The sequence below is a fragment of the Methylobacterium sp. PvR107 genome, assembly GCF_017833295.1.
Classification (GTDB): domain Bacteria; phylum Pseudomonadota; class Alphaproteobacteria; order Rhizobiales; family Beijerinckiaceae; genus Methylobacterium.
This window is the reverse complement of the sequence record NZ_JAFIBW010000001.1, coordinates 4,303,821-4,328,637: the sequence shown is the minus strand read 5'-3', so window position 1 is coordinate 4,328,637 and position 24,817 is coordinate 4,303,821. Positions and strand designations below refer to the sequence as shown.

Sequence of the window (24,817 nt, the reverse complement as noted above, 5' to 3'; positions counted from 1 at the left end):
CGCCATGAAGTTCGACACGCCTGCCGGACAGAATCCCATCGATCGGCTCGACGTGGTCGGTCATCCCGTCCATCGCATCGACGGGCCGCTCAAGGTCACCGGCACGGCCCCCTACGCCTATGAGCGGCACGACGCCGTCACCGATCCGGCCTATGGCTGGATCATCGGCGCCACGATCGCCCGCGGGCGCATCCGGCAGGTCGATACCGCGGCCGCGAAGGCGGCCCCCGGCGTTCTCGCGGTGCTGTCGACCCTCGACCACGCCGCTCTGACACCCGGCTTCCGGACCACGCTCCACCTGTTCGGCGGCGCCGAGGTGCGGCACTACCATCAGGCGGTCGCGCTGGTCGTGGCGCGAACGTTCGAGGAGGCGCGCGCGGCCGCCCATCTGGTCCGCATCGCGTACGAACCCGCCATGCCGCGCTGCGATCTGGCGGCGGAGGCGTCGAAAGCCGAGCCGGTCGCCGATCGGGACAGCCCGGATTATCCGGTCATCGACCGGGTCGGCGATTTCGACGCGGCCTTCGCGGCGGCTCCGGTGACGCTCGACCAGACCTACGCGACCCCGGATCACACGCACGCGATGATGGAGCCGCATGCCACGATCGCGGCTTGGCAGGATGGCAAGTTGACCGTCTGGACCTCGGCCCAGATCGTCGCCTGGCATCACAACAGCCTGGCGAAGGCGCTCGGTCTCGCGAAGGACGATGTGCGCCTCGAGGCGCCGTTCATCGGCGGCGGCTTCGGCGCCAAGCTTATCATGCGGGCCGACGCTCTGCTGGCGGCACTCGGCGCCCGGTCCGTCGGGCGCCCGGTGAAGATCGCGCTGCAGCGGCCGCTGATCGCCAATAACGGTACGCGGCGCGCCGGCACGATCCAGCGCATCCGGCTCGGAGCCACGCGCGACGGACGGCTCACCGCGATCGGCCATCACAGCCTCAACGGCAACCTGTCGGGCGCCTTCGCCGAGGCGGCGATCGGGCCGACTCGGCTGCTCTACGGCTCGTCGACCCGTGACCTCTCGATGAAGCTCGCGACCCTCGATCTCGCCGAGGGGAACGACATGCGGGCGCCGGGCGAGGCGCCGGGGCTGATGGCGCTCGAAATCGCCGTCGACGAAATGGCCGAGACCCTCGGGATCGACCCGGTCGCGTTCCGCATCCGCAACGACACCCAGGTGGATCCGCGCAAGCCCGGCCGGCGCTTCTCGGAGCGCCACTTGGTCGAGTGCCTGCAGGTCGGCGCCGAGCGGTTCGGCTGGTCGCGCCGCAATCCCGTGCCGGGATCGGTGCGCGATGGACGTTGGCTCGTCGGCATGGGGGTGGCGGCGGGCGTCCGCCTCAACCTCCTGATGCCCTCTGCCGCGCGGGTCCGGCTCGAGCGGGACGGCACGGTGACCGTCGAGACCGACATGACGGATATCGGCACCGGCACCTACACGATCCTCGCCCAGACGGCGGCCGAGATGCTGGGTGTTCCGATCGCGGCCGTGACCGTCCGGCTCGGAGACTCCGCCTATCCGGAGGCCGCGGGGTCCGGCGGCCAGTTCGGCGCGAACAACGCGACGTCCGGCCTTTACGCCGCCTGCCTGAAGCTTCGGGAGGCCGTGGCGCTCCGGCTCGGCCTCAACTCCGAGGATGCGGAGTTTATGGGCGGAACGGTGGTTGCGGGCGGCCGCGCATGGCCGCTCGCGGAGGCGGCGACGGACGGACCGCTCACCGGCGAGGACGGGATCCGCTACGGCGATCTCGACAAGGATTTCGTCCAGGCGACGTTCGGGGCGCAGTTCGCCGAGGTCGCGGTCGACCGGTTCACCGGCGAGACGCGCATCCGCCGGATGCTCGGTGTGATCGACGCGGGCCGCGTCCTCAATCCCCTGACGGCGCGCAGTCAGGTGATCGGGGCCATGACCATGGGCGTCGGCGCCGCCCTGATGGAGGCGCTCGCCATCGACAAGCGGCATGGCTTCTTCGTCAATCACGACCTCGGCGGTTACGAGGTCCCGGTCCACGCCGACATCCCCCACCAGGACGTGATCTTCCTCGATCATCCCGACCCGGTCTCGTCCCCCATGAAGGCGAAGGGCATCGGAGAGGTCGGCCTGTGCGGGGTCGCGGCTGCGGTCGCGAACGCCGCCTACAACGCCACCGGGATCCGCATCCGGGACTACCCGATCACGCTCGACAAGATGCTGGACCGCCTGCCCAGCGTCGCCTGATCCACGCCCACACCGAACGGGAGGCTCCATGACCTATCATCCGGTTGCCGTGACGCATGTCGGCATGACCGTCACCGACATCGCAGCGGCCACGAACTGGTACACGGAGGCGTTCGGCTGCCGGCACATCATCGGCCCGCTGCACGTCAAGAACGACGGCTCGCAGATCGGGCGCGTCTTCAAGGGCATCTTCGGAGAGCGGTTCGAAGAGGGCTACGTGTCCCACCTCGCGACCGCCAACGGCGTCGGGATCGAGCTGTTTCAGTTCGTCATCCCAGAGTCTCAGCCCGTCGAGGACAACTTCCGCTACTGGAAGACGGGAGTTTTCCATTTCTGCCTCGTCGACCCCGATATCGAGGGTCTGGCGCGGCGGATCGCCGGGATGGGCGGGAAGCAGCGTTCCGAAGTCTGGACCTTGTTCGAAGGCGAGCCGTTCAAGGCCGTCTATTGCGAGGATCCCTGGGGTAACCTGATCGAGATCTACTCGCATTCGACAGAATTGATGTACGCCAATCGCGATCGGGCGGCCTGACGGCATCAAGACTCGGATCGCGGCGGGATCCCGTCCGCGAAGGATGGTCGGTGGCGGCACCGGGACGACCCGCACCAATGCGTCCTGAACGTGCGGCGCACGGCATTCGAACGCTGAAGCGTTGCTTTCATCGCGGGTTTGGTTTCAGATACTCGGAAGTGCAAACTTCGAACACTTCCGAGGTCAACCCATGTCGTTCGAGACCATGGGCGATCATCGACGCGCCACGTGCCAGGTGCATGGTCGCCTCGATCACTGGTCTCGCTTGGTCGTCGAACGCCGAACCAACGGTGCCGGCTCCCATCCCCGGCAGGCCTATCCCTGCAACGAACTGATCATCATGCTGGACGGGCGCGCGGTCGTCCGGCGCAGCGGCGACGGTCAGGTCGAGGAATGCCTTGCCCAGGCCGGAACGGTCTGGACCGGTCCGCTCGGATTTCTCGAGAAGGCCGACCTGTCCGATCCGATCCCGTGCCTGCATCTCTGCCTGCCGCCGACCCTGATGGAGCACAGCGCCCTCGCCGATTATGGCATCGACCCGTCCCGGGTCGAGCTGGCCTTCATGGGCGGGGCGACCGATCCGCTGATCGTGAGCATCGCACAGGCCCTCCAGGGCCTGATGAACAGGCCGCAACAGCCGACCGACCGGCTGTTCGTCGACGGCGTGACGGCGGCGCTCGCCGCACACCTGATCGCCAATTACACGATCGACCGCTGGAAGCCGTCCGGCGAGCCGGTGGGTCTCGATTTCCGGCGGCTGAAACGGGTGCTCGACTACATCGATGCGCACCTGTCCGAATCGATCAGCCTCGACCAGCTCGCAGCGGAAGCCTGCCTCAGTCCCTTCCATTTCGCGCGGTTGTTCCGGACGGCGACCGGTCTCACACCGCACCGTTACGTCACGGACCGTCGTATCGCGGCCGCCCAGAGGGCGCTGACGCGGAATCGGTTGTCGCTGCTCGAAATCGCGCTCGCCAACGGCTTCGGCTCCCAGGACAACTTCACGCGGGTGTTCCGGAAGAGCACCGGCCTGACGCCCCGGCAGTTCAGGGACCATGCGGGGTCCGGTTCCTGACGGCGCCGCTCCTCGTGCCGCTGCGCCGCGGGCCGCGACGGAGGCTTGATCGACCAAGAAGCGCAACATCGGCCGGCAGGATCGCAAGATCGACCGATACGTTGAGGCGCGACGCCTGTAAGTCCTTGGGGCAGACGCGGCAGTCTCGACCCATGCGGCTGCGCCTCCGTGAAGTCCGGAGCCGGCCCCGCGCCGCCGGGATGCTGTCGATCCGCCTCGGAGGCATCATGATGTTCGAGGTCGCACGGCTCGCTCCTCGGTCCCGCTGTCGCGAAACGGATGGCTGGGCTTCGCGTGAGTGACGCGATCTATCGCTTCGGCGCCTTCGAGCTGTTCCCGCGCCGGCAGCTTCTCGTTCATGCCGGCACCCCGGTGACGATCGGCAGTCGCGCAGTCGCGATCCTCACTCATCTGGTCGAGCATGCGGGGTCGCTGATCAGTCAAGACGCTTTGCTTGCAGCAGCGTGGCCGAACCTTTTCGTCCACCCGGGCAATCTGAAGGTCAACGTGGCGGGTCTTCGCCGCGTCCTGACGGCGCACGATCCGCGTCAGGATTACATCGTCAGCATCCCGGGCCGCGGCTATCGGTTCGTCGCGCCCGTGAGGCGCGAGACGTCCGCGCGCACTGTCTACATCTCCGCCGTCCGATGCACCGCGCTTCCAGCCGCAATCCCGCTCGTGGGCCAGTCGGCAGCGATCGACGCCATCTGTGCGGCGCTGGAGACACGGGGCTTCGTCACGGTCACGGGGACGGGGGGCGTCGGCAAGACCGCGTTGGCGCTCTCCGCCGCGAACCGTGTCGCGGCCCGCTTCGCCGACGGCGCCTGCTTCGTCGATCTTGCCGCCGTTGCCGATGAACGGCACCTCGCCGCGACGATCAGCGCCGAATTCGGCGTGCGATCCGACAGCGACGACCTGCTCGGCGCGGTGATCCATGCGCTGCGCGACCAGCGTCGGCTGCTGATCCTCGACAATTGCGAGCATCTCCTGCCGGCGATCGCGGCGGCGGCCGAACGCCTCGCTGCGGCTCTGCCGGCCGTGACGATCCTGGCCACCAGCCGTGAACCTCTGCGCCTGGGACGCGAGCATGTGTTCCGGCTGGCGCCGCTCTCATATCCTTCGGACGCCGGAGGGATTCTGCCCGCGGAGGACCCGCTCGGCTTTGCGGCCGTCGAACTCTTCAGCCGGCGCGCCTGGGAGGCAACCGGGATCGCAGTGGCGCCGGCCGGGCTCGTGACCGTCGCGACGATCTGCCAGCGCCTCGATGGCATACCGCTCGCCCTCGAACTGGCGGCGGCACGATGGGCCGCCCATGCGCCGGCCGAACTGCTGGGACTGCTCGAGGACCGGTTCGATCTTCCCGGGCAGACCGACGATGCCAGGCCTGCTCGGCAGCGCACCCTCCGCGCCACTCTGGCCTGGAGCTACGGCTTGCTCAGGCCGCAAGAGGCCGCCGTCTTCGTCGCGCTCGCCATCTTTGGCGGTCCCTTCACGATCAAGGACGCCCTGGCGCTCGTGCAGGCGACCGAGGTTGCGCCGGTCGAAGCGCTGGAATGCATTGCCAGTCTGATCGGGAAATCCCTGCTCGCTCCGGACGGACGGGAGCATGGGACGGGTTTTCGCTTCCTCGAGAGCACGCGGGCCTTTGCTTCCGAGCTGCTGCACGCGGACCCGCGGTGCCGTCACATCCAGCACCGTCATGCCGAGCATGTCATCTGGTCGCTCGAGCAGGCGTGGGCGCTCCAGCACGCCGCGCCCGAGGACGAGCGGGCCGAGATGAAACGCTGGGGCGTCGACCTCCGCCGCGCGCTGGACTGGGCCTTCGGCGCGACGGGATCCATCCCGATCGGCGTGAATCTGGTCGTTGCGGCCATCCCGCTCTGGGAGCGGCTCTCGCTCATCGAGGAGAGCATCGTCTATCTCACGATGGCGATCGCGCATTGCCACGACGGCGGGTCGGAGAACCTCGAAGCGGAAATCCGGCTGCAAACGGCCCTTGCAACCGCGCTCTTCCACGCGCGGGGCCCCACCCCGAGCCTCGATGCGGCCTTGCGCCGTGCCATGACGCTCGGCGAGAGGCTCGACGAGCCGGACCATCTGATGGACGCGCTCTGGGGCAGCGCCGTCTGCGCGCTGCACGCGGGCAGCCCGTCTCTGACGGTCGATCTGTTGCGTCGCTTCGATACCCTCGGCCGATCGCTGGCCGATCCGTCCATGCTGCCGGACGGCGACCGACTCCTTGCCGCCGCCGAGATGTATCTCGGTCGGCTCGCGAGCGCGGCGGAACGCCTGGAGCGCGTGCTGTCGGCGCGCGATCGGGTCGGCGGGCTGTCGCGTCGGTTGATGTTCCAGCTCCACCGCCGACCCGCGGCGGGCGCGACGCGCGCGCTGGTGCAGTGGTTGATGGGGGACCGGATCGGGGCAGCGCAACGCGCCGAGCGGACTGTCCAAGAGGCCGCGGCCACCGGCCATCCCGTCTCCCTGTGTAACGCCATCATCCAGCATGCTCTCCTGATCGCGCTGTTCGACGAACGACTGGACGACGCACAACGCTATCTGGTTCTGCTCCGCGAGCAGTTTGCGGACGGCGGGCTGCGCTGGTGGGCGCAGATCGCACGCTGTCCGGAAGCCGCGCTGGCGATGCGCCGGGGCGAGCCGTGCGGCCTGGAGCGCCTGCAGAGCGCGATCGTGGACGTCACCAAGAGTGGAACCGGTCTCCGCATCCCTGCCTATCTCGGTATCCTGGCGGAGGGATTGGCAAAGCGAGACCGCCTCGCCGAAGCCGATGGCACGATCGCGGACGCGCTCGCGCGCGCAGCCGCTCAGCAGGAGCTTTGGATCGTTCCCGAGCTGCTCCGCATCCAGGCCGATCTCCGCGCACGGCAGGGGCACGCCGCGCGAGCCGAACAGATTCTGGAAACTGCCGTTGCGATCGCAGACGACATGGGAGCGCTGTCATGGCGCGCAGGTGCCTTGGCCGATCTCGCCCGTCTTCACCACGTCAACGCGATACAGGATTTCGCGCAGCCAGAGCCTTGAAGGCCATCCATCGTCACCGCGCCCGCGTCTATCGCGGCGACCTCGAAAACCCTGAACGTTCCCTCTCAAATCCATCGATGTTGATCGATGAAGGTCGCCGGCAATCCAGACGGTGGGTGCGTTTTGCTATCGCGCTTGATGGAAAGACGGCCAACCGACGTCAGGTTTGCGGCACAGCTTGAACGCCTCCGCTTGACGGCAAAGGGCGCCGATCGGACGGTGACGTTAGAGTTTCCGGCCCGTCTCAAGCGGTTTCCGGCGGAAGACACTTCTCGCCGGTGATCGATACAGCGGAGGATGCCGCGTAGCGATCCGGCGACAGAGCCCTGCCGGCTCGCGAATGTCGGGATCTTCGACCGCCTGGAGACGATCGACAGCCCCACCCTTGCGGCCGAGGCACGATCCATGGACGGAGCCGCGGAAGCGGAGCCGCCGGCCAACACCATTCTATCGGCCCGGCTTGAACGGCGTCGCACCGGCGCTTCCTCGCGGCAATTGCGTCACGACTCGTCTTAGGCCTAAAGTCAGCGCGAATAGTCTTTATTCCGGCTGAGATATGACTCTTGTTCGATTGGACGGCCCCGGAGGCGGGGGCTGCATCGTGCGTACAGCTCGTAAGCCGGCTCTGGGCTACGCCTCGGTCGATAGGTTGCTTCGGGTGGTTGACGCGCGTTGTGCAGCCGGTTGCGCGTCATGACCGATCGCTATGCCGTGATTGTCACGAGCATCAATCATCCGACCCGTGCGGTCGTTGAGATCGCTCGTGATGCAGTCCGACTGACCGCAGACTTCATCATCATCGGCGATCGCAAGAGTCCGCCCGGCTTCACGCAGCCCGGTGCGACATATCTCGATCTCGCCGCTCAGTCGCGCACGGGCTTCCGCTATGCCGCCGAAGCGCCGGCGCAGCACTATGCCCGGAAGAACGTGGGCTACCTTCACGCCATTGCCCGGGGCGCGACAATCCTGATTGAGACGGACGACGACAACATCCCGCGTCCGGAGTTCTGGCAGCCCCGCTCGGCGCAGATGATTGCTCGCGTCGTTGAGCATCCGGTCTGGACGAACGTCTACCGATACTTCCATTCGGGATTGGTCTGGCCGCGCGGCCTGCCGCTCGATCAGGTCAACGCACCTTTGCCCGATCTGCAGGAGAGCCAGACAGTCTATTGCCCGATCCAGCAGGGATTGGCGGATGATAACCCGGATGTCGATGCCATCTACCGGCTGCTTCTGCCGATCCCGTTCCGGTTCGAGGCGGCGGAGCCCGTAGCCCTGCGCGGAGCGTGGTGCCCTTTCAACAGCCAGAACACCACGTGGTGGCCGGACGCGTTCCCGCTCCTCTATCTCCCCTATCACTGCTCATTCCGGATGACGGATATCTGGCGCAGCTTCGTCGCGCAGCGGATCGCCTACGCCAACGGCTGGGCCGTGCTCTTTCACGCGGCGACCGTGTTCCAGGAGCGCAACGCCCACGACCTGATGCGCGATTTTGCCGAGGAGGTGCCGGGTTACCTGCACAACGCGGCGATCCGTCAGGCCCTCGATGACGTCAGCATCGCGCCGGGTTCGTCGCGGATCCCCGATGGCATGCGCGCCTGCTACGAGCGCTTGGTGGCGCTCGAGCTTGTCGGACGCGCGGAACTGCCGCTGCTGGATGCCTGGCTGGACGATCTGCAGGGCTGTCGGACCGAACCGCCGGGCAGCAACCGCCGGAACGCCGGCTGATGCCGCTTCAGGAGAACGCCCTGGCCGAAGGAGCTCAAGCGCTTTCCCGGCCGCGTGGCGACGTCTGGCCCGTGCCTCTGGCGCTGATGTCCTGCGTCATCGGCACAACCTACGATCCCGACACCGACAAACTTCGCTATCCCGGCGGCGCGACCGGCTTCGCCCTCTACGGGCCCTATCTGCCTGTCCAGCCCGGCCTCTACGAGGTCGTCGTCGACATCGCGCTCACCGGGGAGAAGAACCCGAAGCTCTATCTCGATCTCTGGATCGAGGGTCATGTTCTGACCAAGCAGGCAATCCTGCTCGATCGCGCCTGTATCGTCCTACGCGGCTGGGTCCACGCCGCGAGCCACCTCGAAGTGCGGGCCCATTCCTCCAATACGGGCTTCGTCATCCACGGAATCGGCGCAAGGCGCCTCGATCCGATGGCCGCCATCGCGCACCGACCGTCGGAGCCGGAGCGGACCCTGCGCCGGCAGCATCTGCGCGCGGCGATGGGCCTCGACGGCGCGGGATCGCAGGATCGCATCCCGCCGATCGCCGATCTGTTCGACGCCACCCTCTCCGATCCCGGCTTCCTGTTCCTCGATGACGGCGAGATCCCGGCGCACGAGGGCGCATTGGTCCGGGACGGGATCCAGCCCTTGGCGGTCCAGCTTCTGTTCGCCCGGAACAACACGCGGGCCTTGCGGGATCCCGAGGAGAAAGAGGCGCTGATGGACGGGCACCCCGACATCAGCAACGCGCTCCAGTTCGACATGCTGCGTCACGGGGCGCTCACCATACCCTCGCTGTTCGGGCCGGGCACGATGACGAGCCGTGCGAGCTTTCCGGTGCTGTCGCCGGTTCAGGGCATCGTGAATCTCTTCTACGAGTTCACCGAGCCGCACCACGTGATCGTCGGGGTCAGCACGTCGTGGATCGGCGCGCTCTCGTTCGTCTGGTTCGTCGACCACGATGTGCTGATCTACGATGCGCGCCTGCACTGGCTGGTCGATTATGAGCCGACCCTCGCCGTTCTCAGAGCCTTCGTGACTTTGTGCGCGCGGCATCACGCTGCGGCACGCAGTTATCGCGCCTCGGCCAAGACAACGGCCTGCGTCAGCGGCTTCATCTCGAACATGGGCCATTATTTCTGGAATGAGGTTTCCGGCCTCGAACGCGTCCTGCGGGCGGGTTTCCGGCCTCCGGTCCTGCTCGCCGATCCGCGGTGGTTGCCCCTGCACACCATCTTCGCAGGGGACGGACTATCGATCGTGGCCGAAGTTGCGCCGGACCGTGACGCGCTGTTCCTGACCGCGCTGGCGCATCGCCTGTTCTTGGTGCGGCCGACCGGCAACGCGATCGACGCGCCGCTGGCCACGAAGGTCCAGAACGCCGCCCGGCAACGCCTCGACACCGAGAAACCTGGCCGGATCGCGCAGCTCGACGCGGCGACGGAGGGCGCCTTCGTCGTGTTCTTCAACCTGCGGGCCCACAACAAGTCGTGGATCGAGCAGGTCGACGGGGCCGCCGAAATCGTGGCCCGTCTGGAGCCCCTCACGGCGTCACGCCGGATCGTGCTGTTCCTCGACGGCTACGGCGACTGCGCGGAGATCGCAGCGACGATCCGCGAGCGCCTGGCATCGACCTGTGCGGTCATCGACGGAACGCGTGCGCCTTTCGCCGAGACATTGGTCTGGGCTTATCGCTGCGACCTGTTCGTGGCGGTCATCGGCAGCGGCCTCGTTCCGCTCACATGGCTGGCCGCGAAGCCGGGCGTGTGCCACGGCGATCACCGTCATCTCGACCAAATGGCATTCTGGCCGCTGGTTCGGCCCGGGTACGACCGACTCGCTTGGCCGCGCTACGAGGATGTCGCGATGGTTGCGGACGCTTGGTACGCGAATTACAGCGTACCGCCTTCCCTGATCGCCGATCTGGCGGTGGCGCAGCTCCGCGAAAGCAGCGAGGCCGCCGCCGAAGCGGGACGCCCGTGATCCAGTTGATGACGCCTCTTTGCGTGGCGGTCATTCACAGCCGGATCCTCGCTCAACCAGGGTTCGCGATCGGCCCTCGCAGACGCCCGGCCTTCGCCGCGCCGTCGAGGACGCCCGGCAACGCGCCCTAGCCTCTCGGCGCAGCCCGGGACGCCCCCACCGCCGCGAGCGCTCCAGCCACGATGAGCAGGCAGGCCAGCGCCAGCGCCGGGCCGGGATTGGCATAGCCGGCCGCCACCAGGATCAGCGTCGAGAGGACCGGTGCTGCGTAGGCCGCGACGCCGAGAAGCCGGACGTCGCCGCGTTTGCAGCCGACATCCCAGAGGTAGAAGGCGGCGCCGACCGGTCCGAGGCCGAGCAGCAGCACCGCGCTCCACTGAACCGCATCGACCGGCCAGACCGTCGCCTCGACGGCCTGATGGCACGCGAGGCTGAGTGCGGCGGTGGCGAGGCAGAAGCCCGCAACGGCGTCGGTCGGAACTGTCCCGACCCGCGCCGAGAGCACCGAGTAGCCGGCCCAGACGAAGGCGGCAGCCAGGGCCGCCGCGTAGCCCGGCAGCGCCCCGGCGGTGAAGCCGAGTTCGTCGCGGCCTGCAAACAGCGCCACAACGCCGGCAAGCCCCAGCGCGGCGCCGGCGAGGTGGCCCGGCCGCAGGCCGCCCGATCCCGGCAGGCGGGCCGAGAACAGGACGATCAGCAGCGGCCAGAGATAGTTGATCAGCCCGGCCTCGGCCGGCGGCGCGAGGCGCAGGGCGCTGAAGTAAAGGGCGTGATAGCCGAACAGGCCGCCCACGCCGAGCAGCCAGACCGGCCAGGGCTGAAGCAGCGCGCGGGCGCGCGCCGGTCGGGCGAGCCAGGGCAGGCAGCCGCACAGGCCGCCGACCAGGAAGGTCATGGCGGCGAGCTGGAACGGCGGCACCTCGCCGGAGGCCGCGGTGAACAGCGCGAGCAGCGACCAGAGCAGGATCGCGCCGAAGCCCGCGAGGGTGGCGGCCGAGCGCGGCGTGCGGCGAGACAAGGATGAAGCGGCGTCACTCATGGGCGGCGGCTATCATGCGGATCTTGAGTCGGCGAGACGTGCGGTCACGTGCCTGTCATTGAGGCATCCTACCGGCGGGCCGGAAGAGGGAGATCTGCGATGCGTGCGATTGTAGCCGGGCTGGCGTTGAGCCTCGCGGGCATTCCGGCACAGGCGGGAGACGCCGCGCAGCTCGGACCGCGGCCGTTCTACCTCGTCGACCAGTTGAAGCCCGGTCCGCTGAAGGACACGCTTGCCGCCTGCGGGATCGACCGCACCTACACGCCCCGCACCTTCTCGATCTCGCATCGGGGCGCACCTCTGATGTTCCCGGAGCATACCCGCGAGGGCCTGTTCGCCGCCGACCGCATGGGTGCCGGCATCATCGAGTGCGACGTGGCCTTTACCAAGGACCGCCAGCTCGTCTGCCGCCACAGCCAGTGCGACCTGCACGCGACGACCGACATCCTGGCCCGGCCGAACCTCGCGGCGAAATGCACGCAGGGCTTCCAGCCCGCGGACCCCGCGACCGGGCGCAAAGCCTCGGCCAAGTGCTGCACCAGCGACCTGACCCTCGACGAGTTCAAGTCGCTCAGCGGCAAGATGGACGCGGCCGATCCGGACGCCACCACGGTGTCCGCCTACATGAACGCGACGCCCCGCTGGCGCACCGACCTCTACGCCGGCACCGGGACGTTGATGTCCCACAAGGAGTACCTCGCGCTGGTGAAGGGTATGGGCCGCAAGTTCACTCCGGAGTTGAAGGCACCGCAGGTCGCGATGCCGTTCGAAGGCACTTACACCCAGGACATGTACGCCCAGCAGCTGATCGACGAGTATCGGGAGGCCGGCATCCCGGCCTCCGACGTCTATCCCCAGAGCTTCCAGCTGCGTGACATCCTCTACTGGCTGGAGAAGGATCCGGATTTCGGCCGTCAGGCGATCTTCCTCGACGACCGCGACGAGACCGCCAAAGGGTTCGACCCCGAGAAGCCGGCGACCTGGAATCCCGGCATGGCGGACCTTGCGGCCAAGGGCGTCCGGATCCTGGCGCCACCGCTGTGGATGCTGGTCCGGCCCGGGCCGGAGGGCACTATCGAGCCCTCGACCTATGCCCGGGAGGCGAAGAAGGCCGGGCTCGGCCTGATCGCCTGGTCGCTGGAACGCTCGGGCCCGCTGAAGGACGGCGGCGGCTATTACTACCAGTCGATCAAGCCCGTGGTGACCGGGGACGGCGATATCCTGCGGCTCCTCGACGTGCTGCACAGGCAGGTCGGCGTCATGGGCGTGTTCTCCGACTGGCCGGCCACCACGACGTTCTACGCCAATTGCGTGGGCGCGCCGTAGGGCCGCCGCTCAATCGGCCCACAGGGCGACGAGCGAGAAGAGACCGGCCATCGCGAAGTTGACGATGAGGATGCCGGTGATGATCAGAGCGAGCGTCATGGTTGCCTCGGCGGCGGGGCATTGTGTCGGGAAGGGATTGGGGAGCGACGGGGCGTTCAGACCCACGCCGCCCGGGACGGCCCCGCGGATCGTCCGCGCGGGCCGAGACTGGCGTCGCCTCAGGGCGGGCTGATCACCCGGAGGAGGTCGAACAGATCGTCCCCGTTCAGCGGCTTCCAGCCCAGCCACCGCCGGACCAGGGCATAGCCCCCGCAGAGCAAGGTGGCGCTGGCGATGACGGCCAGCATGAACCACGTGATGTCCCGGGTGCCGAACCCGACCGCGATGCTGAACAGGGCCGTCGTCACGAAGATGATCTTGCTCGGGTCGCGCGGGCCGCGCGTCGTCACGTCAGACATAGGAATCTCCTGCGATCCAAGTCAGCGGGCGCGGCAGTTCGGGCCGTACCAAGTCATGGTCCGGCGATCCATGCCGCCGTCAGACGAGGCTCCGCAGACAGGGAAGCGCGGGTCGCCGCTGCGCTGAAGGCTCGCGATCTTGTAGAGATCCTGCTGGGCGTCGCGGCGGCGGTTCTGATCGGCACGTTGGGCCTGCCAGAACAGATTGCTGTTGGCCTGGGCCGCGGCGCGCTCTTGGTGAAGCCCCATCATGCACTCGGCGAAGGGCTCGGTCTCGGGCTCGAACCCGAACGCGTAGCACTGGCTCTGATCCATCGCGTGCCGTTCCTGCGGTGTGACGCAGGCGGCGAGGCCGAGCGCGCAGGCCGCCGCGAGGCCGAGCTTGATGCCGGTCGGAAGCCCGTTCCGAACGGTCGCGGATCGCGAAGACCAGCCTCGACCGTCGCCAACACGATGAACGTCGAATTTACCGTAAAACCATGTGTTCATGATGCCCGCGGTCTCGTTTTTCTGTCCGCGCGAACATCCGCGGCGCGACAGAACGGGACCTATACGAGGTAGATCGATTTGTTCGTGTTTCAGAGCACGCGCGCGATTGGGCCGATCACTTCCCGCAATGCCCGTTCTCCCGGGACATGGAAGAATGTGAATCGGGAAAGGAATCGCTCACACTCGCGCAAATGAGCGCGGGGCGCGCCATCCAGGCCGACCGGGATCGGATCACTTCCGCGGGATGTCATCGCACCGTGCGTGCAACGGAGCGGGTGCGGCGGGACAGGTCCGCCTGAAGCGGCTGCCCCGAAACCGTGCTTCCGGATCCGTGACGTGGGATGGCCAAGCCGCAACGAGGCCCGCACCGCGTCGAACCAGAACAGGATTACGGGCGCGCCGGGCCGAACCCGGCGCGCCCGGTCGCAATCAGACGAAGTGCTGTCCGCCGTTGATCGTCAGCGTCGAGCCGTTGACGAAGCCGGCCTCGTCGCTGGCAAGATACTCGACCGCGTGGGCGATCTCGTCGGCCTCGCCGAGGCGGCCGGTCGGGATCGTCGAGATGATCTTGTTCCGGATATCCTCCGGCACCGCCATCACCATCTCGGTGGCGATGTAGCCCGGCGCGATCACGTTGACGGTGATGCCCTTGGCGGCACTTTCCTGAGCCAGCGCCTTGGCAAAGCCGATCACGCCGGCCTTGGCGGCCGAGTAGTTGGTCTGCCCGGCCTGGCCCTTCTGGCCGTTGATCGACGAGATGATGATGATGCGGCCGAAGCTGCGGCTGCGCATGCCCTCGATCAGCGGGCGGGTGCAGGTGAACATCGAGTCGAGGTTGGTCTTGATGACCGCCTGCCACTTCTCGAAGGTCATCTTGTGGAAGGCACCGTCGCGGGTGATGCCGGCGTTGTTGACCAGGATGTCCACCGGGCCGAGTTCGGCCTCGATGGCCTTGATGCCGGCCTCGCAGCTGGCAAGATCACCGACGTCGAACTTGAAGACCGGGATGCCGGTCTCGGCCTTGAAGGCGTTGGCCGCCTCGTCGTTGCCGCCGTAATTGGCAGCAACCTTGTAGCCCTTATCCTTGAGCCGCTTGGATATAGCCGCGCCGATACCGCGGGTGCCGCCCGTCACGAGGGCGACGCGTCCTTGGGTCATTGTTTCCTCCTGTTCGCATCACGTGATGCCGCGTGCGGATGGCGTCCGCACGCGATTTTTTCTGACTTCGGCCTTAAGTCTATGTTGTTGGTCGAGACAGACGTTACGGACGAATCAGGTCCGCTCGATACACATCGCGACGCCCATGCCGCCGCCGATGCAGAGCGTGGCGAGGCCCTTCTTGGCATCGCGCCGCTTCATCTCGTGCAGCAGGGTGACAAGGACTCGGGCCCCCGAGGCGCCGATCGGGTGACCGATGGCGATGGCGCCACCGTTGACGTTCACCTTGGCGTCGTCCCAGCCCATGTCCTTGTTCACGGCCAGCGCCTGGGCCGCGAAGGCCTCGTTGGCCTCAATCAGGTCGAGGTCGGACGGCTTCCAGCCGGCCTTCTCGAGGGCCTTGCGCGAGGCGGGGATCGGGCCGGTGCCCATCACCTTCGGGTCGACGCCCGCGGTCGCCCAGGACTTGATCCGGGCGAGCGGGGTCAGGCCGCGGCGCTCGGCCTCCGAGGCCGACATCAGCACGAGCGCGGCGGCACCGTCGTTCAGGCCGGACGCGTTGGCGGCCGTCACCGTTCCCTCCTTGGCGAAGGCGGGCTTCAGCTTGGCCATCGCCTCCATGGTGGCACCGTCGCGGATATACTCGTCGGTGTCGACGACGGTGTCGCCCTTCTTGCCGGGCACCGTGACGGGGACGATCTCGTCCTTGAAGCGGCCCTCCTTGCGGGCGGCCTCAGCCTTGTTCTGCGAGCGCGTCGCGAACTGGTCCTGCTGCTCGCGGGTGAGCTGGAAGGCCTGCGCGACGTTCTCGGCGGTCTGGCCCATGTGGTAGCCGTTGAAGGCGTCCCAGAGCCCGTCCTTGATCATGGTGTCGACGAGCTTCAGGTCGCCCATCTTCTGGCCACCGCGCAGATACTGCGCATGGGGCGAGAGCGACATGGATTCCTGGCCGCCGGCCACGATGACCTTGGCGTCGCCGTTGGCGATCTGCTGCATGCCGATGGCGACCGTGCGCAGGCCCGAGCCGCAGACCTGGTTGAGGCCCCAGGCGGTGGCCTTCTCGGGGATACCGGCCTTGATGGCCGCCTGACGGGCGGGGTTCTGGCCGGCGCCTGCGGTGAGCACCTGGCCGAAGATCACCTCATCCACGTCGTCGGGCGAGACCTTGGCGCGCTCCAGAGCGGCCTTGATCGCGGTCGCGCCGAGCTCGTGGGCCGGCACCGCCCCGAAGGCGCCGCCGAACGAGCCGACCGGCGTGCGCGCGGCCCCGACGATGACGATCTCTTCGCTGCCTGCCATGTGAACGTTCTCCTCTCACGAGCCGGCGCGCCTTCCAATTCCCGGGCGCGCTCTGTGCCGGTCTTGGGATGAAGGGCGTGAGGGAGGCGAAGTCAAGGTTGTGCATCGGTGGCGTGAAGCCCGCGATGACGTGTTGAAGTGACTGAAATGATCTCGCCACCGGGCGGGCTCTGCATTATTCTGCGTTGAAGACGTGCAATTTGCTGTTTTCTGCGCCCGGAGAAGGCTTTAAGGATCGTGCTGCGGGCGCGAAGACGGCCCCCGCCAGGCCGCACCGCGCGCCTGCGACACCCCTAGGTCCCGAGTCCAGAAAGGCCGTTCCCGATGGCGGATACCGTCAAGGCCACCCAGACCGTCATCAAGAAGTACGCCAACCGGCGCCTCTACCACACGGGCACCTCGACCTACGTGACGCTGGAAGACCTCGCCACGATGGTCCAGAACGGCGAGGACTTCGTCGTCTACGACGCCCGCACGGGCGACGACATCACCCGCTCGGTGCTCACGCAGATCATCTTCGAGCAGGAGAACAAGGCCGGCGCGGAGAACCTGCTGCCGGTGGCGTTCCTGCGCCAGCTGATCCGCTTCTACGGCGACAGCATGCGCACGATGGTGCCGAGCTTCCTGGAGTTCTCCATGGCGAACTTCGCCAAGGATCAGGATGGCCTGCGCGAGAAATTCGCCCACAGCTTTGGCCCGGCCGCATTCCAGAACGCGATCGAACAGCAGGTGCGCACCAACATGAACTTCTTCGGCGATGCCATGAAGATGTTCACGGGCTTCGCACCGCCCGCCGCCGGGTCGCACCCCTCTGTGCCGTCCGCGCCGGCACCCTATGCCGGCGGCGAGCTGGATGACCTCAAGCGGCAGATGCTCGAGATGCAGCAGCGCCTGGAAGCCCTCGCAAAGAAATAATTACCGCCGGTGCGGCGGTATAGAAGGTTGACGATTAGTAAACATCGGCCCCACCTTTGCGACATCGGCACGGAAACGTGCGGAGGATGTGGCGATGGTTCGGATCGGAACAGGCAGCCGTCTCGAGCCGGCACAGGTCAGGCCCGCGCGGGACGTGCCGGGAGCGACCGAGGGCACGCCAAGGGATGGCACACGGCGGACATCGCCCGAGGCACGCGCGCTCGTCCTGATCGATGGTGGACAGTCTGAGAGGTCTGAAAGGGCCGCACCGGCGGAACGCCCAGCCGCGGCGAGACCGCGCGCGGGCTTCATCGCACAATTGCTGACGGCCGGAGACCCGGCGCTGCTTCCGTCGCGTCTGGAGCGAACCCGTATGGCCGCCGCGTGCTACGCGGAGGCCGCGCGGCGCCTCGCCTGAGGCGCCGCCCTCGCGAGGCTCAGGCCTCGGCGGACTTCACCTTGAGCACCTGACGGCCGCGGTACATGCCGGTCTTCAGGTCGATGTGGTGCGGACGGCGCAGCTCGCCCGAATCCTTGTCCTCGACATAGGTCGGCGCCTTGAGGGCGTCGGCCGAGCGGCGCATGCCGCGGCGGGAGGGGGAAGTCTTTCGCTTCGGAACGGCCATGGCTGGATCCTTCGTGACGCCGCGGACAAAGCAGCGCGCAGGCGGCTCCTCGATCGAGGATCGCCACGCACACCGCGGGATACGGATGAGGGCGCGCTTATAGCGCCGGCACCGGCCCGTGGCTAGAGGCGCCCGACCACAACCGTTAAGCGGGGGTTCAAGCGAAGCCATGCAAAGCCGAGGCGACGGTACCGCGCAGCGGGCCGTGCCTCTCGGGAGAAACGCCATGGCTTCCTCCACCAAGACCCTTGCCCTCCTCGCCCTGCTGTCCGGCCTTCTGGGGGCCCCTGCCCTGGCGCAGGCACCCCAGACGCCGACGACCGCGTCGCCGACCGCCCCGGCCAAGCCCACGGCGCCGAGCGCCCCCGTCGCCGGGTCGCCCAATGCCGCCAAGGGCGCGCTCCTCGACCTCAACAGCGCGAGCAGCGAGGAGCTCGACGCGCTCCCCGGCATCGGCGCGGCGCGCGCGGCCGCGATCATCAAGGGCCGCCCCTATCGCGGCAAGGACGACCTGGTCTCCAAGAAGATCATCCCGAAGAACGCCTACGACGGCATCAAGGACAAGGTGATCGCCAAGCAGAAGTGACCGCCTACTCGGCGATCGCGCCCTGAGGCATGGAGAAGCCCGGGGGCGTCTTCTCGGCCGCGGCCTTTGGGGCCGCGTGCCGGGCCGGGCTCTTCTTGCGCGCCACGGGCTTCGGCGCGGTCTTCACGGCCGGCGGATCCTCGCAGGCCCGGAAGGCGAGCTGCGCCAGAGGGCTGCCCTCCTCCGAGACGATGGCGATCGGATCCGGCAGGGTCGGCAGGGCCGCCTGCCAGCGGATCGGGCCGCCGAGCATCGCCTCGATCGCCGCCGGGGCGCTGCCGCGTCGCAGGGTGCTGAAATCCGGACCGTAGGCGGTGGCGACCTTGCCGGCCACCACCACCAGCAGGACCTCGTTGACCTCGGGCGTCAGGGGTCGCAGCGGGTTGGTCGTCTGGACCTGCCCGGCCCGGATCACCACCATCTTGAATCCCTTCGCGCCCTCGAAGCGCGCGGCCCGGGCCCCGCAGGGCTGCTCGACCGGCGGGGCGGCAGCCGGCGGTGACGTCCCCACCTGCGGCGTTGCCGGATCCGGCGCCGGGCTCGGCGCGGCCGATGCGGGCGCGGTCTGGGCCAGAGACGGCTGAGCCGGCACAGCCGTCAGGCAGGCCGCTCCGGCCAGCAGCAGCCAAGCGAAGGCCCTCATCGCCCGGACTCCGGCACATCGCGCCGCGGCCCCTCGATCCGCTCTGTCCTGTCGAGTGCTCTGATCGGTTCCAATTCGATTGCGTCCAAATCCAAGACTCGGGGATCCAGCACCTGTGCCGAGCGGTCGATCGGGCTCGGGCGAGGGCCGACCGAACCGATGAACAGGTGCTCATCATCCACGTCGAGTTCGGAGTCCATGCGGAGTGGCTCACGCCGCATCCTCGCCGCCATGGCAAGGACAGTCGCGATGGCAACGGCGAAGACCAGTACGGCCAGGAAGATCAGCAGGCGCTCCATACTGTTCGAAGCTCTAACCCGCCTGAAGGGCCGCCGTCACCCCGTCGCGCACGACGGCATGGGCGCGCTGTCCGGAACCGACTCATGCAGGGCCGGACCACCCGTGCCGGAGGCTTGCCCTGCCGACGACGCGGAACGCTCCTTGCGTGGGGCGGCGGACCGGGTAGATGCGGGCAGACCTGAGGCGGAATCGATCGATGCAGCACCAGCCGAGCCGCAAGCCCGAGGAGCTGGAGAGCCACCTCCTCGGCCTGATCGAGGCAGCCCGCGACCAAGCCCGGGAAGATCCGTTCCGCAACCCGGTCCTGGCGGTCACCCTGGCGATCACGCGCCGCTTCGACCGGAACGAGATCTCGGCGGGCGATCTCGACAGCCTGTTCGCGCGGCTGCGCGCCGCATCCCTGGAGGCACGGGCAGCGCGGCTGCGGGCCTATGTCGGGCTGGAGTCGGGACCGGCGGACCCGCAGGCGGCCATCCCGGCCCGCTTGGTCGCCGCGGTCCCCGACCGACCCGACGCCTTCGAGGCCTTCGCGGACTTCATCCGCCGCACCGCCTTCGCGGTCGTCTTCACCGCCCATCCGACCTTCGGCATGCCGCGGGCCGTGGCGAGCCTGCTCGCGGAGGCCGCCAGCCTGCCCGACGCGACGGCCCGCGCCAACCTGATCGCGCGGGCCGCCGCGCTCTCGACCCGTCCGGACGCGCCGATCACCCTGGATGTCGAGTTCGAGCAGGCCTGCGCGGCAGCCAATAACGGCCGGCTCGCCCTCGATGCGTTCAATGCCGCGCTGCTCGACGCCGCCCGCGCCCGCTGGCCCGACCGCTGGACCGAGCTGACGCCGCGCCCCTTCGCGATCGCCAGCTGGGTCGGCTGCGACACCGACGGCCGCACCGATATCGGCTGGTGGGACACCCTGCGCTACCGGCTGATCTCGAAGCGCATGCAGTTCGATCGGGTGATGCGCGAACTGCCTGAGATCGGGGCCTGCCGCGAGGTCCGCGCCCTGGCCGACGGCGCTCTCGCGGCCGTGAATCGTCAGCTCGCCGTCGCCCCCCGCCTCGGCGACAAGCCCTCCCTCGAAGCGGTCCACCGTTTCTCTCTGGCGCTGATCATCGAGCGCGAGCGCGCCCAGACCAATGCGGGTCCGCTGATCGCCGGCCTTACCGCGGCGCTGGAAGCGGCCGAGGACCCGGCCGATCAGCGCAGGATCGCCGTCCTGCGGGCCGGCGTCGCCACGCACGGCCTCTCGAACGCGCTGCCGCATTTCCGGTTGAACGCCAGCCAGATCCACAACGCGGTCCGCCGCGTCGTCGACCTGGAGGGCGAACCCGCCGACGCGGCGCGCCGCCGCTCGCATCTGGCGACGGTCCACGCGCTGCTAAACGACGTGCGGCCCGTGGCGGTGGATTTCGGCGCGCTGGCCGCCGAGCGGGCTTCGGCCGCCCGCCTGATGATGACGATCGCCCAGATCCTCAAGCACGTCGACGGCACCCACCCGGTGCGCTTCCTGATCGCCGAGACCGAGACCGGCTACACCCTTCTCGCCGCCCTCTGGCTCGCCCGCCACTACGGCATCGCCGATCGGCTGGAGATCACCCCGCTCTTCGAGACGGCGAGCGCGCTGGAACAGGGCATCCGGGTGCTCGACGACGCCCTGCGCAACCCGCACTGGCGTCAGTACCTGAAGCGCATCGGCCGGCTCACCGTGCAGTTCGGCTATTCGGATTCCGGCCGGTACGTCGGTCAGCTCGCCGCGACCTTCTGGATCGAGCGGCTGCGGCTGCGTATCACCGAGATGCTGCTGCAGAACGGCCTGGCCGATATCGAGCTCGCGATCTTCGACACCCACGGCGAGTCGATCGGGCGCGGCGCCCATCCCACCTCGCTGCGCGACCGCCTCGCCTATCTGGCGCCCGAGGATGCCCGGGACCGCGCCCGCAAGGCCGGAATCAAGGTTCGGCTGGAATCGAGCTTCCAGGGCACCGACGGCTACCTGCTCTACGGCACCGAAGCCTTGGCGGCGGCGAGCGTCGCCCGCATCGCCGAGCACGTCTACGCGCTCGATGTGGCCGAAGACGACACCTTCTCGGATTACGCCCTCAACGACGCGCAGGCGAACGCCGACGCCAAGGATGACCCGATCTATTCCGAGCCGGACTTCGCCCTCGAATTCTTCACCGCGGCCCGCCAGGACATGGAGGCGCTGGTGGACGATCCAGGGTACGCCGCCCTGCTCGGCACGTTCGGCCCGAGCCTGATCGATCGCACCGGCTCCCGCCCCGTCGCGCGCCAGAGCGACAATGGCGGCCCGGCCCGCATCACCCACCCCAGGCAGATGCGGGCGATCCCCAACAACGCGATTCTGCACCAGCTCGGCTTCCTGGCGAATTCGCTGCACGGGATCGGCCGCGCCGCCCAGCGCGGCCCGGACCTGTTCCGGGATATGCGGCGCGACTCCGTGCGGTTCTCGCGCGCCTTCCGGTTGGTGCAGCATGCCGCATCGGTGGGCGATCTCGACGTGCTGCGCGCCTATATCGACACGCTCGACCCGGCCGTGTGGCTGGAGCGCGCCCGGCGCACGCAGAAGGACTTTCGCCGCGACGAGCTGGTGGTGATCTCGGGCGCACTGGAGCGCCTCGATCTCGCATCCGCACTGCGGAGTCTGTTCGGCCGGCTGACCCGCGACTGGCTTGCCCTGACCGCGGCGGCCCCCGACCTGCCGGCGATGTCGGCACGGCTGACATTGCTGCACGCCCTCCGGCTCGCGCTGATCCACCGCATCTGGTTCCTGGCGGTGCACATCCCGGGCTTCCGGCCGCAGGCCGGCATCTCCCGCGAGCAGCTCCTCGAGCGCTTCCTGCGGCTCGACATCGACGGCTGCCTGAAGCTTCTCGACGAGATCTTCCCGATCACCCCGGATCCGACCCTCGGCCTCAACTTCGGCGAGCCCGCGGGTCCGCGCGATGTCGGTACCTATGAGGCGGAGCACGCCAACCTGTTCCAGCCGATCCGGCAGATGTTCGACCAAATGCGAGAGATCTCCGGCATGATCCAGCACGAGGTCGGGGCATTCGGGTGAGAACACAATTCTCTCCCACCCAGTCACAGCGGGATGCGCGACGCGGTGGTACCGTGGCCGCTGACGGGGCTGCGTCGACCACCTGCTCGTCGAGAGGGCTCCGGCGACAGGGTAGCACCCTCTACGAACATTAATACTTGAATTTCACCTATACTTTCAAATTCAAAAAATATCAAGCGAAAGCAAAATTACAGACCTTATAAATTCGTCCCATCAATCTAGATCTACGAAGATTATTTTCATCGCCCCACACCGGCCTCTTATCGATGGCGTATGTTTCGCTCAAAATTTCGATATATTCGGATCTCTCCGCTCGAATCTGAAATCGATCGGTTTGGCCGTTCGAGGAGCGGCTTCCGATTCTTCACGGAAGCGCGCAACGTCCGCTTGCAGTCTGCTTGATGAGGCAAAGATTTACAGACGGAATAGGCCGCAACACGGCGACCGCCGCGCCGTTCAAGCAGCGCATTATTTACGAAGAAAGTTCACCCGCCGTCATGAACTGAGCCGCATACTCCTCGCTGGTCGAGGATGGCTCAAGATGTTCAAGCGGCTCGCGGACCGCGTTTCGTTGCGGCGTCAGATCAGCCTGCTCGCAGGTGCCATCGGACTGGCGATCGTCGGCGTGACCACGATCGGATCCGCGCTGCTGGCGCGGGGGCAGGCCACCGATATGGCGCAGAACGCCCTTCTCCAGGTCGCCCGCTCCATGGCCGATCGACTCGATCAGGACATGGCCGAGCGTCTCCGGGAAATCCGCAACGTCGGAGCCCTTGAACCGCTGCAACCTCACTGGATGGAGAACACCGGCAGCCTGCGCAAAGTCCTCGAGACGATGCAGAGGACGCTTCCGGATTACGCCTGGATCGGGTTTGCCGATCGCGACGGCCTGGTGCGTGCCGCCACAGGCGGCATTCTCGAAGGAGCGAGCGTCAGCCAGCGCCCTTGGTTCAACAACGGCCTTCGCCAAGCCGCGGTCGAGGACGTGCACGCGGCGATCTTGCTAGCATCCAAGCTTCCTCCCAACAGGGACGGAGCACCGTTCCGATTCGTGGATGTCGCCGTTCCGGTCGGTGACGCCTCGGGCCAGGTCGTGGGCGTTCTCGGCGCTCACCTGAGCTGGCGTTGGGCCGATGTCGTCCGGCGCGAAGTCCTGTCGTCTCGCAGGCCCGAGTTGAAGGAGGATGTCGTCGTCCTCGATCGCACCGGCCAGGTTCTGCTCGGATCCGAACTCGGGACGACCCCGTACACGGCCGCCGACCTCGCATCCGGTCATTTCATCGTCCACGGCGCTGAAGGCGATCGGCTCGCCACGGCCGCTGCCACGCGCGGACGGGGCGACTACCCGGGCCTGGGCTGGATCGTCGTCGCGCTGCAGCCGGTCGACACCGCACTAGCCGGCGCGAAGAGACTCACCGGCCTGATACTCCTGCTCGGCCTCTCCACGGCTATACTTGGCATCGCGGCGATCTGGTGGGTCGCGGCGCGCCTCACCCGGCCCTTGAAGCAGCTCACCGATGCCGTCGACCGCATCGGGCGCGAGCCGAATGCGCGGATGACCCGCCATGTTCACGGCTCCCCCGAGGTACTGCGCCTGTCCGCCGCGGTCAGATCGCTGCTGCGGCGCATCGGTACCGCCGAAGCGGATGTACGCCTCATCGAAGCCGAGGCGAACAATGCGGTTCATGCCGCAGAGGACCGCGTCAGACGCATCGGGGCCGACCTCCATGCCATGCAGGTTCTGGCCGACACTGACGCGCTGACCGGCCTGCTCAACCGGCGCGCGTTCCTGCCGCTGGCCAGCGACGCGATGAGCTACTTCAAGCGCTACCGGCGTGCGATCTGCATCCTGATGATCGACATCGATCACTTCAAGCGCGTCAACGACCTTTACGGGCACGCCGCGGGCGACGAGGTCATCAGTCAGGTCGGGCGCATCGTCAGCGAGGCGGTCCGAACCACCGACAAGGTGGCGCGCTTCGGTGGCGAGGAGTTCGTGGTCCTGCTCCGCGAGACCGACTTGAAAGGCGCGACCATCTTCGCGGACCGGATCCGGCAGACGGTGGCGAACACCGTATTCGAGCCAGACGGTCTGTGTCTCAGGGCGACGATCAGTATCGGCCTGGCCGAGGCCGAGTTCACCGACGGCGATGTCGACCACACGATCGAACGGGCCGACCGCGCGCTCTACGCGGCCAAGTCAGGCGGCCGCAACTGCGTGCGGTCGTTCGAGGCGTCGAAATCACCAAGCCTGCGGGCGGCCGCTTAGAGCGACCGCGAAATCACGACGCAGCGCACCGGCACGACAAACAACGAAAAAGAACACTCCTC

At 67.7% G+C, this 24,817-nt stretch carries 19 protein-coding genes; 11 read left to right on the top strand and 8 right to left on the bottom strand.

The features are described from left to right. Nucleotides 1–4: 4 nt before the first annotated feature. The 6 genes from paoC (at nt 5) to JOE48_RS20325 (ending at nt 10,571) form a co-directional block, all read left to right on the top strand. The gene (gene paoC / locus JOE48_RS20350) at nt 5–2,218 is read left to right on the top strand and encodes an aldehyde oxidoreductase molybdenum-binding subunit PaoC (RefSeq protein ID WP_210032462.1); all 2,214 of its coding nucleotides are present in this window, start codon (nt 5–7) and stop codon (nt 2,216–2,218) included. Nucleotides 2,219–2,246: 28 nt separating this feature from the next. Continuing rightward, nucleotides 2,247–2,750: a VOC family protein gene (locus tag JOE48_RS20345; protein ID WP_210032460.1), complete on the top strand. Its 504-nt coding sequence runs from the start codon at nt 2,247–2,249 to the stop codon at nt 2,748–2,750. Between the two features lie 190 nt (nt 2,751–2,940). Further along, nucleotides 2,941–3,825 (top strand): helix-turn-helix domain-containing protein, encoded by an 885-nt coding sequence (locus tag JOE48_RS20340; RefSeq protein WP_210032458.1) that lies wholly within the window; start codon nt 2,941–2,943, stop codon nt 3,823–3,825. A gap of 294 nt (nt 3,826–4,119) precedes the next feature. Further along, nucleotides 4,120–6,864 (top strand): ATP-binding protein, encoded by a 2,745-nt coding sequence (locus JOE48_RS20335; RefSeq protein WP_210032457.1) that lies wholly within the window; start codon nt 4,120–4,122, stop codon nt 6,862–6,864. A 693-nt stretch (nt 6,865–7,557) separates the two neighbouring features. Further along, entirely contained in the window at nt 7,558–8,592 is a 1,035-nt protein-coding gene (locus tag JOE48_RS20330) for an STELLO glycosyltransferase family protein (RefSeq protein WP_245253416.1), read from the top strand. Then, nucleotides 8,592–10,571: a hypothetical protein gene (locus JOE48_RS20325; RefSeq protein ID WP_210032453.1), complete on the top strand. Its 1,980-nt coding sequence runs from the start codon at nt 8,592–8,594 to the stop codon at nt 10,569–10,571. The genes JOE48_RS20330 and JOE48_RS20325 overlap by 1 nt, the downstream gene beginning before the upstream one ends. Before the next feature lie 127 nt (nt 10,572–10,698). On the opposite strand, the gene JOE48_RS20320 is transcribed toward JOE48_RS20325, so the two are convergent. Continuing rightward, nucleotides 10,699–11,610: a DMT family transporter gene (locus JOE48_RS20320; protein WP_210032452.1), complete on the bottom strand. Its 912-nt coding sequence runs from the start codon at nt 11,608–11,610 to the stop codon at nt 10,699–10,701. 99 nt (nt 11,611–11,709) lie between these two features. On the opposite strand from JOE48_RS20320, the gene JOE48_RS20315 reads away from it, so the two are divergent. Beyond that, the gene (locus JOE48_RS20315) at nt 11,710–12,936 is read left to right on the top strand and encodes a glycerophosphodiester phosphodiesterase family protein (protein WP_210032451.1); all 1,227 of its coding nucleotides are present in this window, start codon (nt 11,710–11,712) and stop codon (nt 12,934–12,936) included. Between the two features lie 218 nt (nt 12,937–13,154). Here the strand turns inward: JOE48_RS20315 and JOE48_RS20310 are convergent, their stop codons facing one another. The 4 genes from JOE48_RS20310 to JOE48_RS20295 form a co-directional block, all read right to left on the bottom strand. Beyond that, nucleotides 13,155–13,394, bottom strand: coding sequence for a hypothetical protein (locus JOE48_RS20310; RefSeq protein ID WP_210032450.1), 240 nt, complete (start codon nt 13,392–13,394; stop codon nt 13,155–13,157). Nucleotides 13,395–13,415: 21 nt separating this feature from the next. Further along, complete coding sequence (locus tag JOE48_RS20305) at nt 13,416–13,883, bottom strand: hypothetical protein (protein ID WP_210032449.1); 468 nt, start codon at nt 13,881–13,883, stop codon at nt 13,416–13,418. A gap of 429 nt (nt 13,884–14,312) precedes the next feature. Then, complete coding sequence (phbB, locus tag JOE48_RS20300; RefSeq protein WP_210032448.1) at nt 14,313–15,041, bottom strand: acetoacetyl-CoA reductase; 729 nt, start codon at nt 15,039–15,041, stop codon at nt 14,313–14,315. A 114-nt stretch (nt 15,042–15,155) separates the two neighbouring features. Continuing rightward, nucleotides 15,156–16,340 carry an acetyl-CoA C-acetyltransferase gene (locus JOE48_RS20295; protein WP_210032447.1) on the bottom strand — a complete coding sequence of 395 codons (1,185 nt, stop codon included), beginning with the start codon at nt 16,338–16,340 and terminating at the stop codon, nt 15,156–15,158. A gap of 324 nt (nt 16,341–16,664) precedes the next feature. Here JOE48_RS20295 and phaR point away from each other — a divergent pair, with 324 nt between their 5' ends. Further along, complete coding sequence (gene phaR, locus JOE48_RS20290; protein ID WP_210032446.1) at nt 16,665–17,255, top strand: polyhydroxyalkanoate synthesis repressor PhaR; 591 nt, start codon at nt 16,665–16,667, stop codon at nt 17,253–17,255. Between the two features lie 437 nt (nt 17,256–17,692). On the opposite strand, the gene rpmF is transcribed toward phaR, so the two are convergent. Continuing rightward, complete coding sequence (gene rpmF, locus JOE48_RS20285; RefSeq protein WP_003601373.1) at nt 17,693–17,881, bottom strand: 50S ribosomal protein L32; 189 nt, start codon at nt 17,879–17,881, stop codon at nt 17,693–17,695. A gap of 226 nt (nt 17,882–18,107) precedes the next feature. Here rpmF and JOE48_RS20280 point away from each other — a divergent pair, with 226 nt between their 5' ends. Further along, complete coding sequence (locus JOE48_RS20280; protein WP_210032445.1) at nt 18,108–18,467, top strand: helix-hairpin-helix domain-containing protein; 360 nt, start codon at nt 18,108–18,110, stop codon at nt 18,465–18,467. Between the two features lie 4 nt (nt 18,468–18,471). Here the strand turns inward: JOE48_RS20280 and JOE48_RS20275 are convergent, their stop codons facing one another. Both JOE48_RS20275 and JOE48_RS20270 read right to left on the bottom strand, forming a co-directional pair. Continuing rightward, nucleotides 18,472–19,110, bottom strand: coding sequence for a hypothetical protein (locus tag JOE48_RS20275; RefSeq protein WP_210032444.1), 639 nt, complete (start codon nt 19,108–19,110; stop codon nt 18,472–18,474). After that, a complete protein-coding gene (locus JOE48_RS20270; protein ID WP_210032443.1) occupies nt 19,107–19,409 on the bottom strand; it encodes a hypothetical protein in 303 nt (100 codons plus the stop codon). The genes JOE48_RS20275 and JOE48_RS20270 overlap by 4 nt, the downstream gene beginning before the upstream one ends. Nucleotides 19,410–19,606: 197 nt before the next feature. On the opposite strand from JOE48_RS20270, the gene JOE48_RS20265 reads away from it, so the two are divergent. Together JOE48_RS20265 and JOE48_RS20260 are read left to right on the top strand one after the other, a co-directional pair. After that, nucleotides 19,607–22,486, top strand: coding sequence for a phosphoenolpyruvate carboxylase (locus JOE48_RS20265; RefSeq protein WP_210032442.1), 2,880 nt, complete (start codon nt 19,607–19,609; stop codon nt 22,484–22,486). Between the two features lie 334 nt (nt 22,487–22,820). Further along, nucleotides 22,821–24,755 (top strand): sensor domain-containing diguanylate cyclase, encoded by a 1,935-nt coding sequence (locus JOE48_RS20260; RefSeq protein ID WP_245252897.1) that lies wholly within the window; start codon nt 22,821–22,823, stop codon nt 24,753–24,755. Nucleotides 24,756–24,817: the final 62 nt, after the last annotated feature.

Bases quoted from the DNA above. Each gene is read 5' to 3' on its own strand.
- paoC (WP_210032462.1), top strand. From the start codon at position 5: ATGAAGTTCGACACGCCTGCCGGACAGAATCCCATCGATCGGCTCGAC.
- JOE48_RS20345 (WP_210032460.1), top strand. From the start codon at position 2,247: ATGACCTATCATCCGGTTGCCGTGACGCATGTCGGCATGACCGTCACC.
- JOE48_RS20340 (WP_210032458.1), top strand. From the start codon at position 2,941: ATGTCGTTCGAGACCATGGGCGATCATCGACGCGCCACGTGCCAGGTG.
- JOE48_RS20330 (WP_245253416.1), top strand. From the start codon at position 7,558: ATGACCGATCGCTATGCCGTGATTGTCACGAGCATCAATCATCCGACC.
- JOE48_RS20325 (WP_210032453.1), top strand. From the start codon at position 8,592: ATGCCGCTTCAGGAGAACGCCCTGGCCGAAGGAGCTCAAGCGCTTTCC.
- JOE48_RS20320 (WP_210032452.1), bottom strand. From the start codon at position 11,610: ATGAGTGACGCCGCTTCATCCTTGTCTCGCCGCACGCCGCGCTCGGCC.
- JOE48_RS20315 (WP_210032451.1), top strand. From the start codon at position 11,710: ATGCGTGCGATTGTAGCCGGGCTGGCGTTGAGCCTCGCGGGCATTCCG.
- JOE48_RS20310 (WP_210032450.1), bottom strand. From the start codon at position 13,394: ATGTCTGACGTGACGACGCGCGGCCCGCGCGACCCGAGCAAGATCATC.
- JOE48_RS20305 (WP_210032449.1), bottom strand. From the start codon at position 13,883: ATGAACACATGGTTTTACGGTAAATTCGACGTTCATCGTGTTGGCGAC.
- phbB (WP_210032448.1), bottom strand. From the start codon at position 15,041: ATGACCCAAGGACGCGTCGCCCTCGTGACGGGCGGCACCCGCGGTATC.
- JOE48_RS20295 (WP_210032447.1), bottom strand. From the start codon at position 16,340: ATGGCAGGCAGCGAAGAGATCGTCATCGTCGGGGCCGCGCGCACGCCG.
- phaR (WP_210032446.1), top strand. From the start codon at position 16,665: ATGGCGGATACCGTCAAGGCCACCCAGACCGTCATCAAGAAGTACGCC.
- rpmF (WP_003601373.1), bottom strand. From the start codon at position 17,881: ATGGCCGTTCCGAAGCGAAAGACTTCCCCCTCCCGCCGCGGCATGCGC.
- JOE48_RS20280 (WP_210032445.1), top strand. From the start codon at position 18,108: ATGGCTTCCTCCACCAAGACCCTTGCCCTCCTCGCCCTGCTGTCCGGC.
- JOE48_RS20275 (WP_210032444.1), bottom strand. From the start codon at position 19,110: ATGAGGGCCTTCGCTTGGCTGCTGCTGGCCGGAGCGGCCTGCCTGACG.
- JOE48_RS20270 (WP_210032443.1), bottom strand. From the start codon at position 19,409: ATGGAGCGCCTGCTGATCTTCCTGGCCGTACTGGTCTTCGCCGTTGCC.
- JOE48_RS20265 (WP_210032442.1), top strand. From the start codon at position 19,607: ATGCAGCACCAGCCGAGCCGCAAGCCCGAGGAGCTGGAGAGCCACCTC.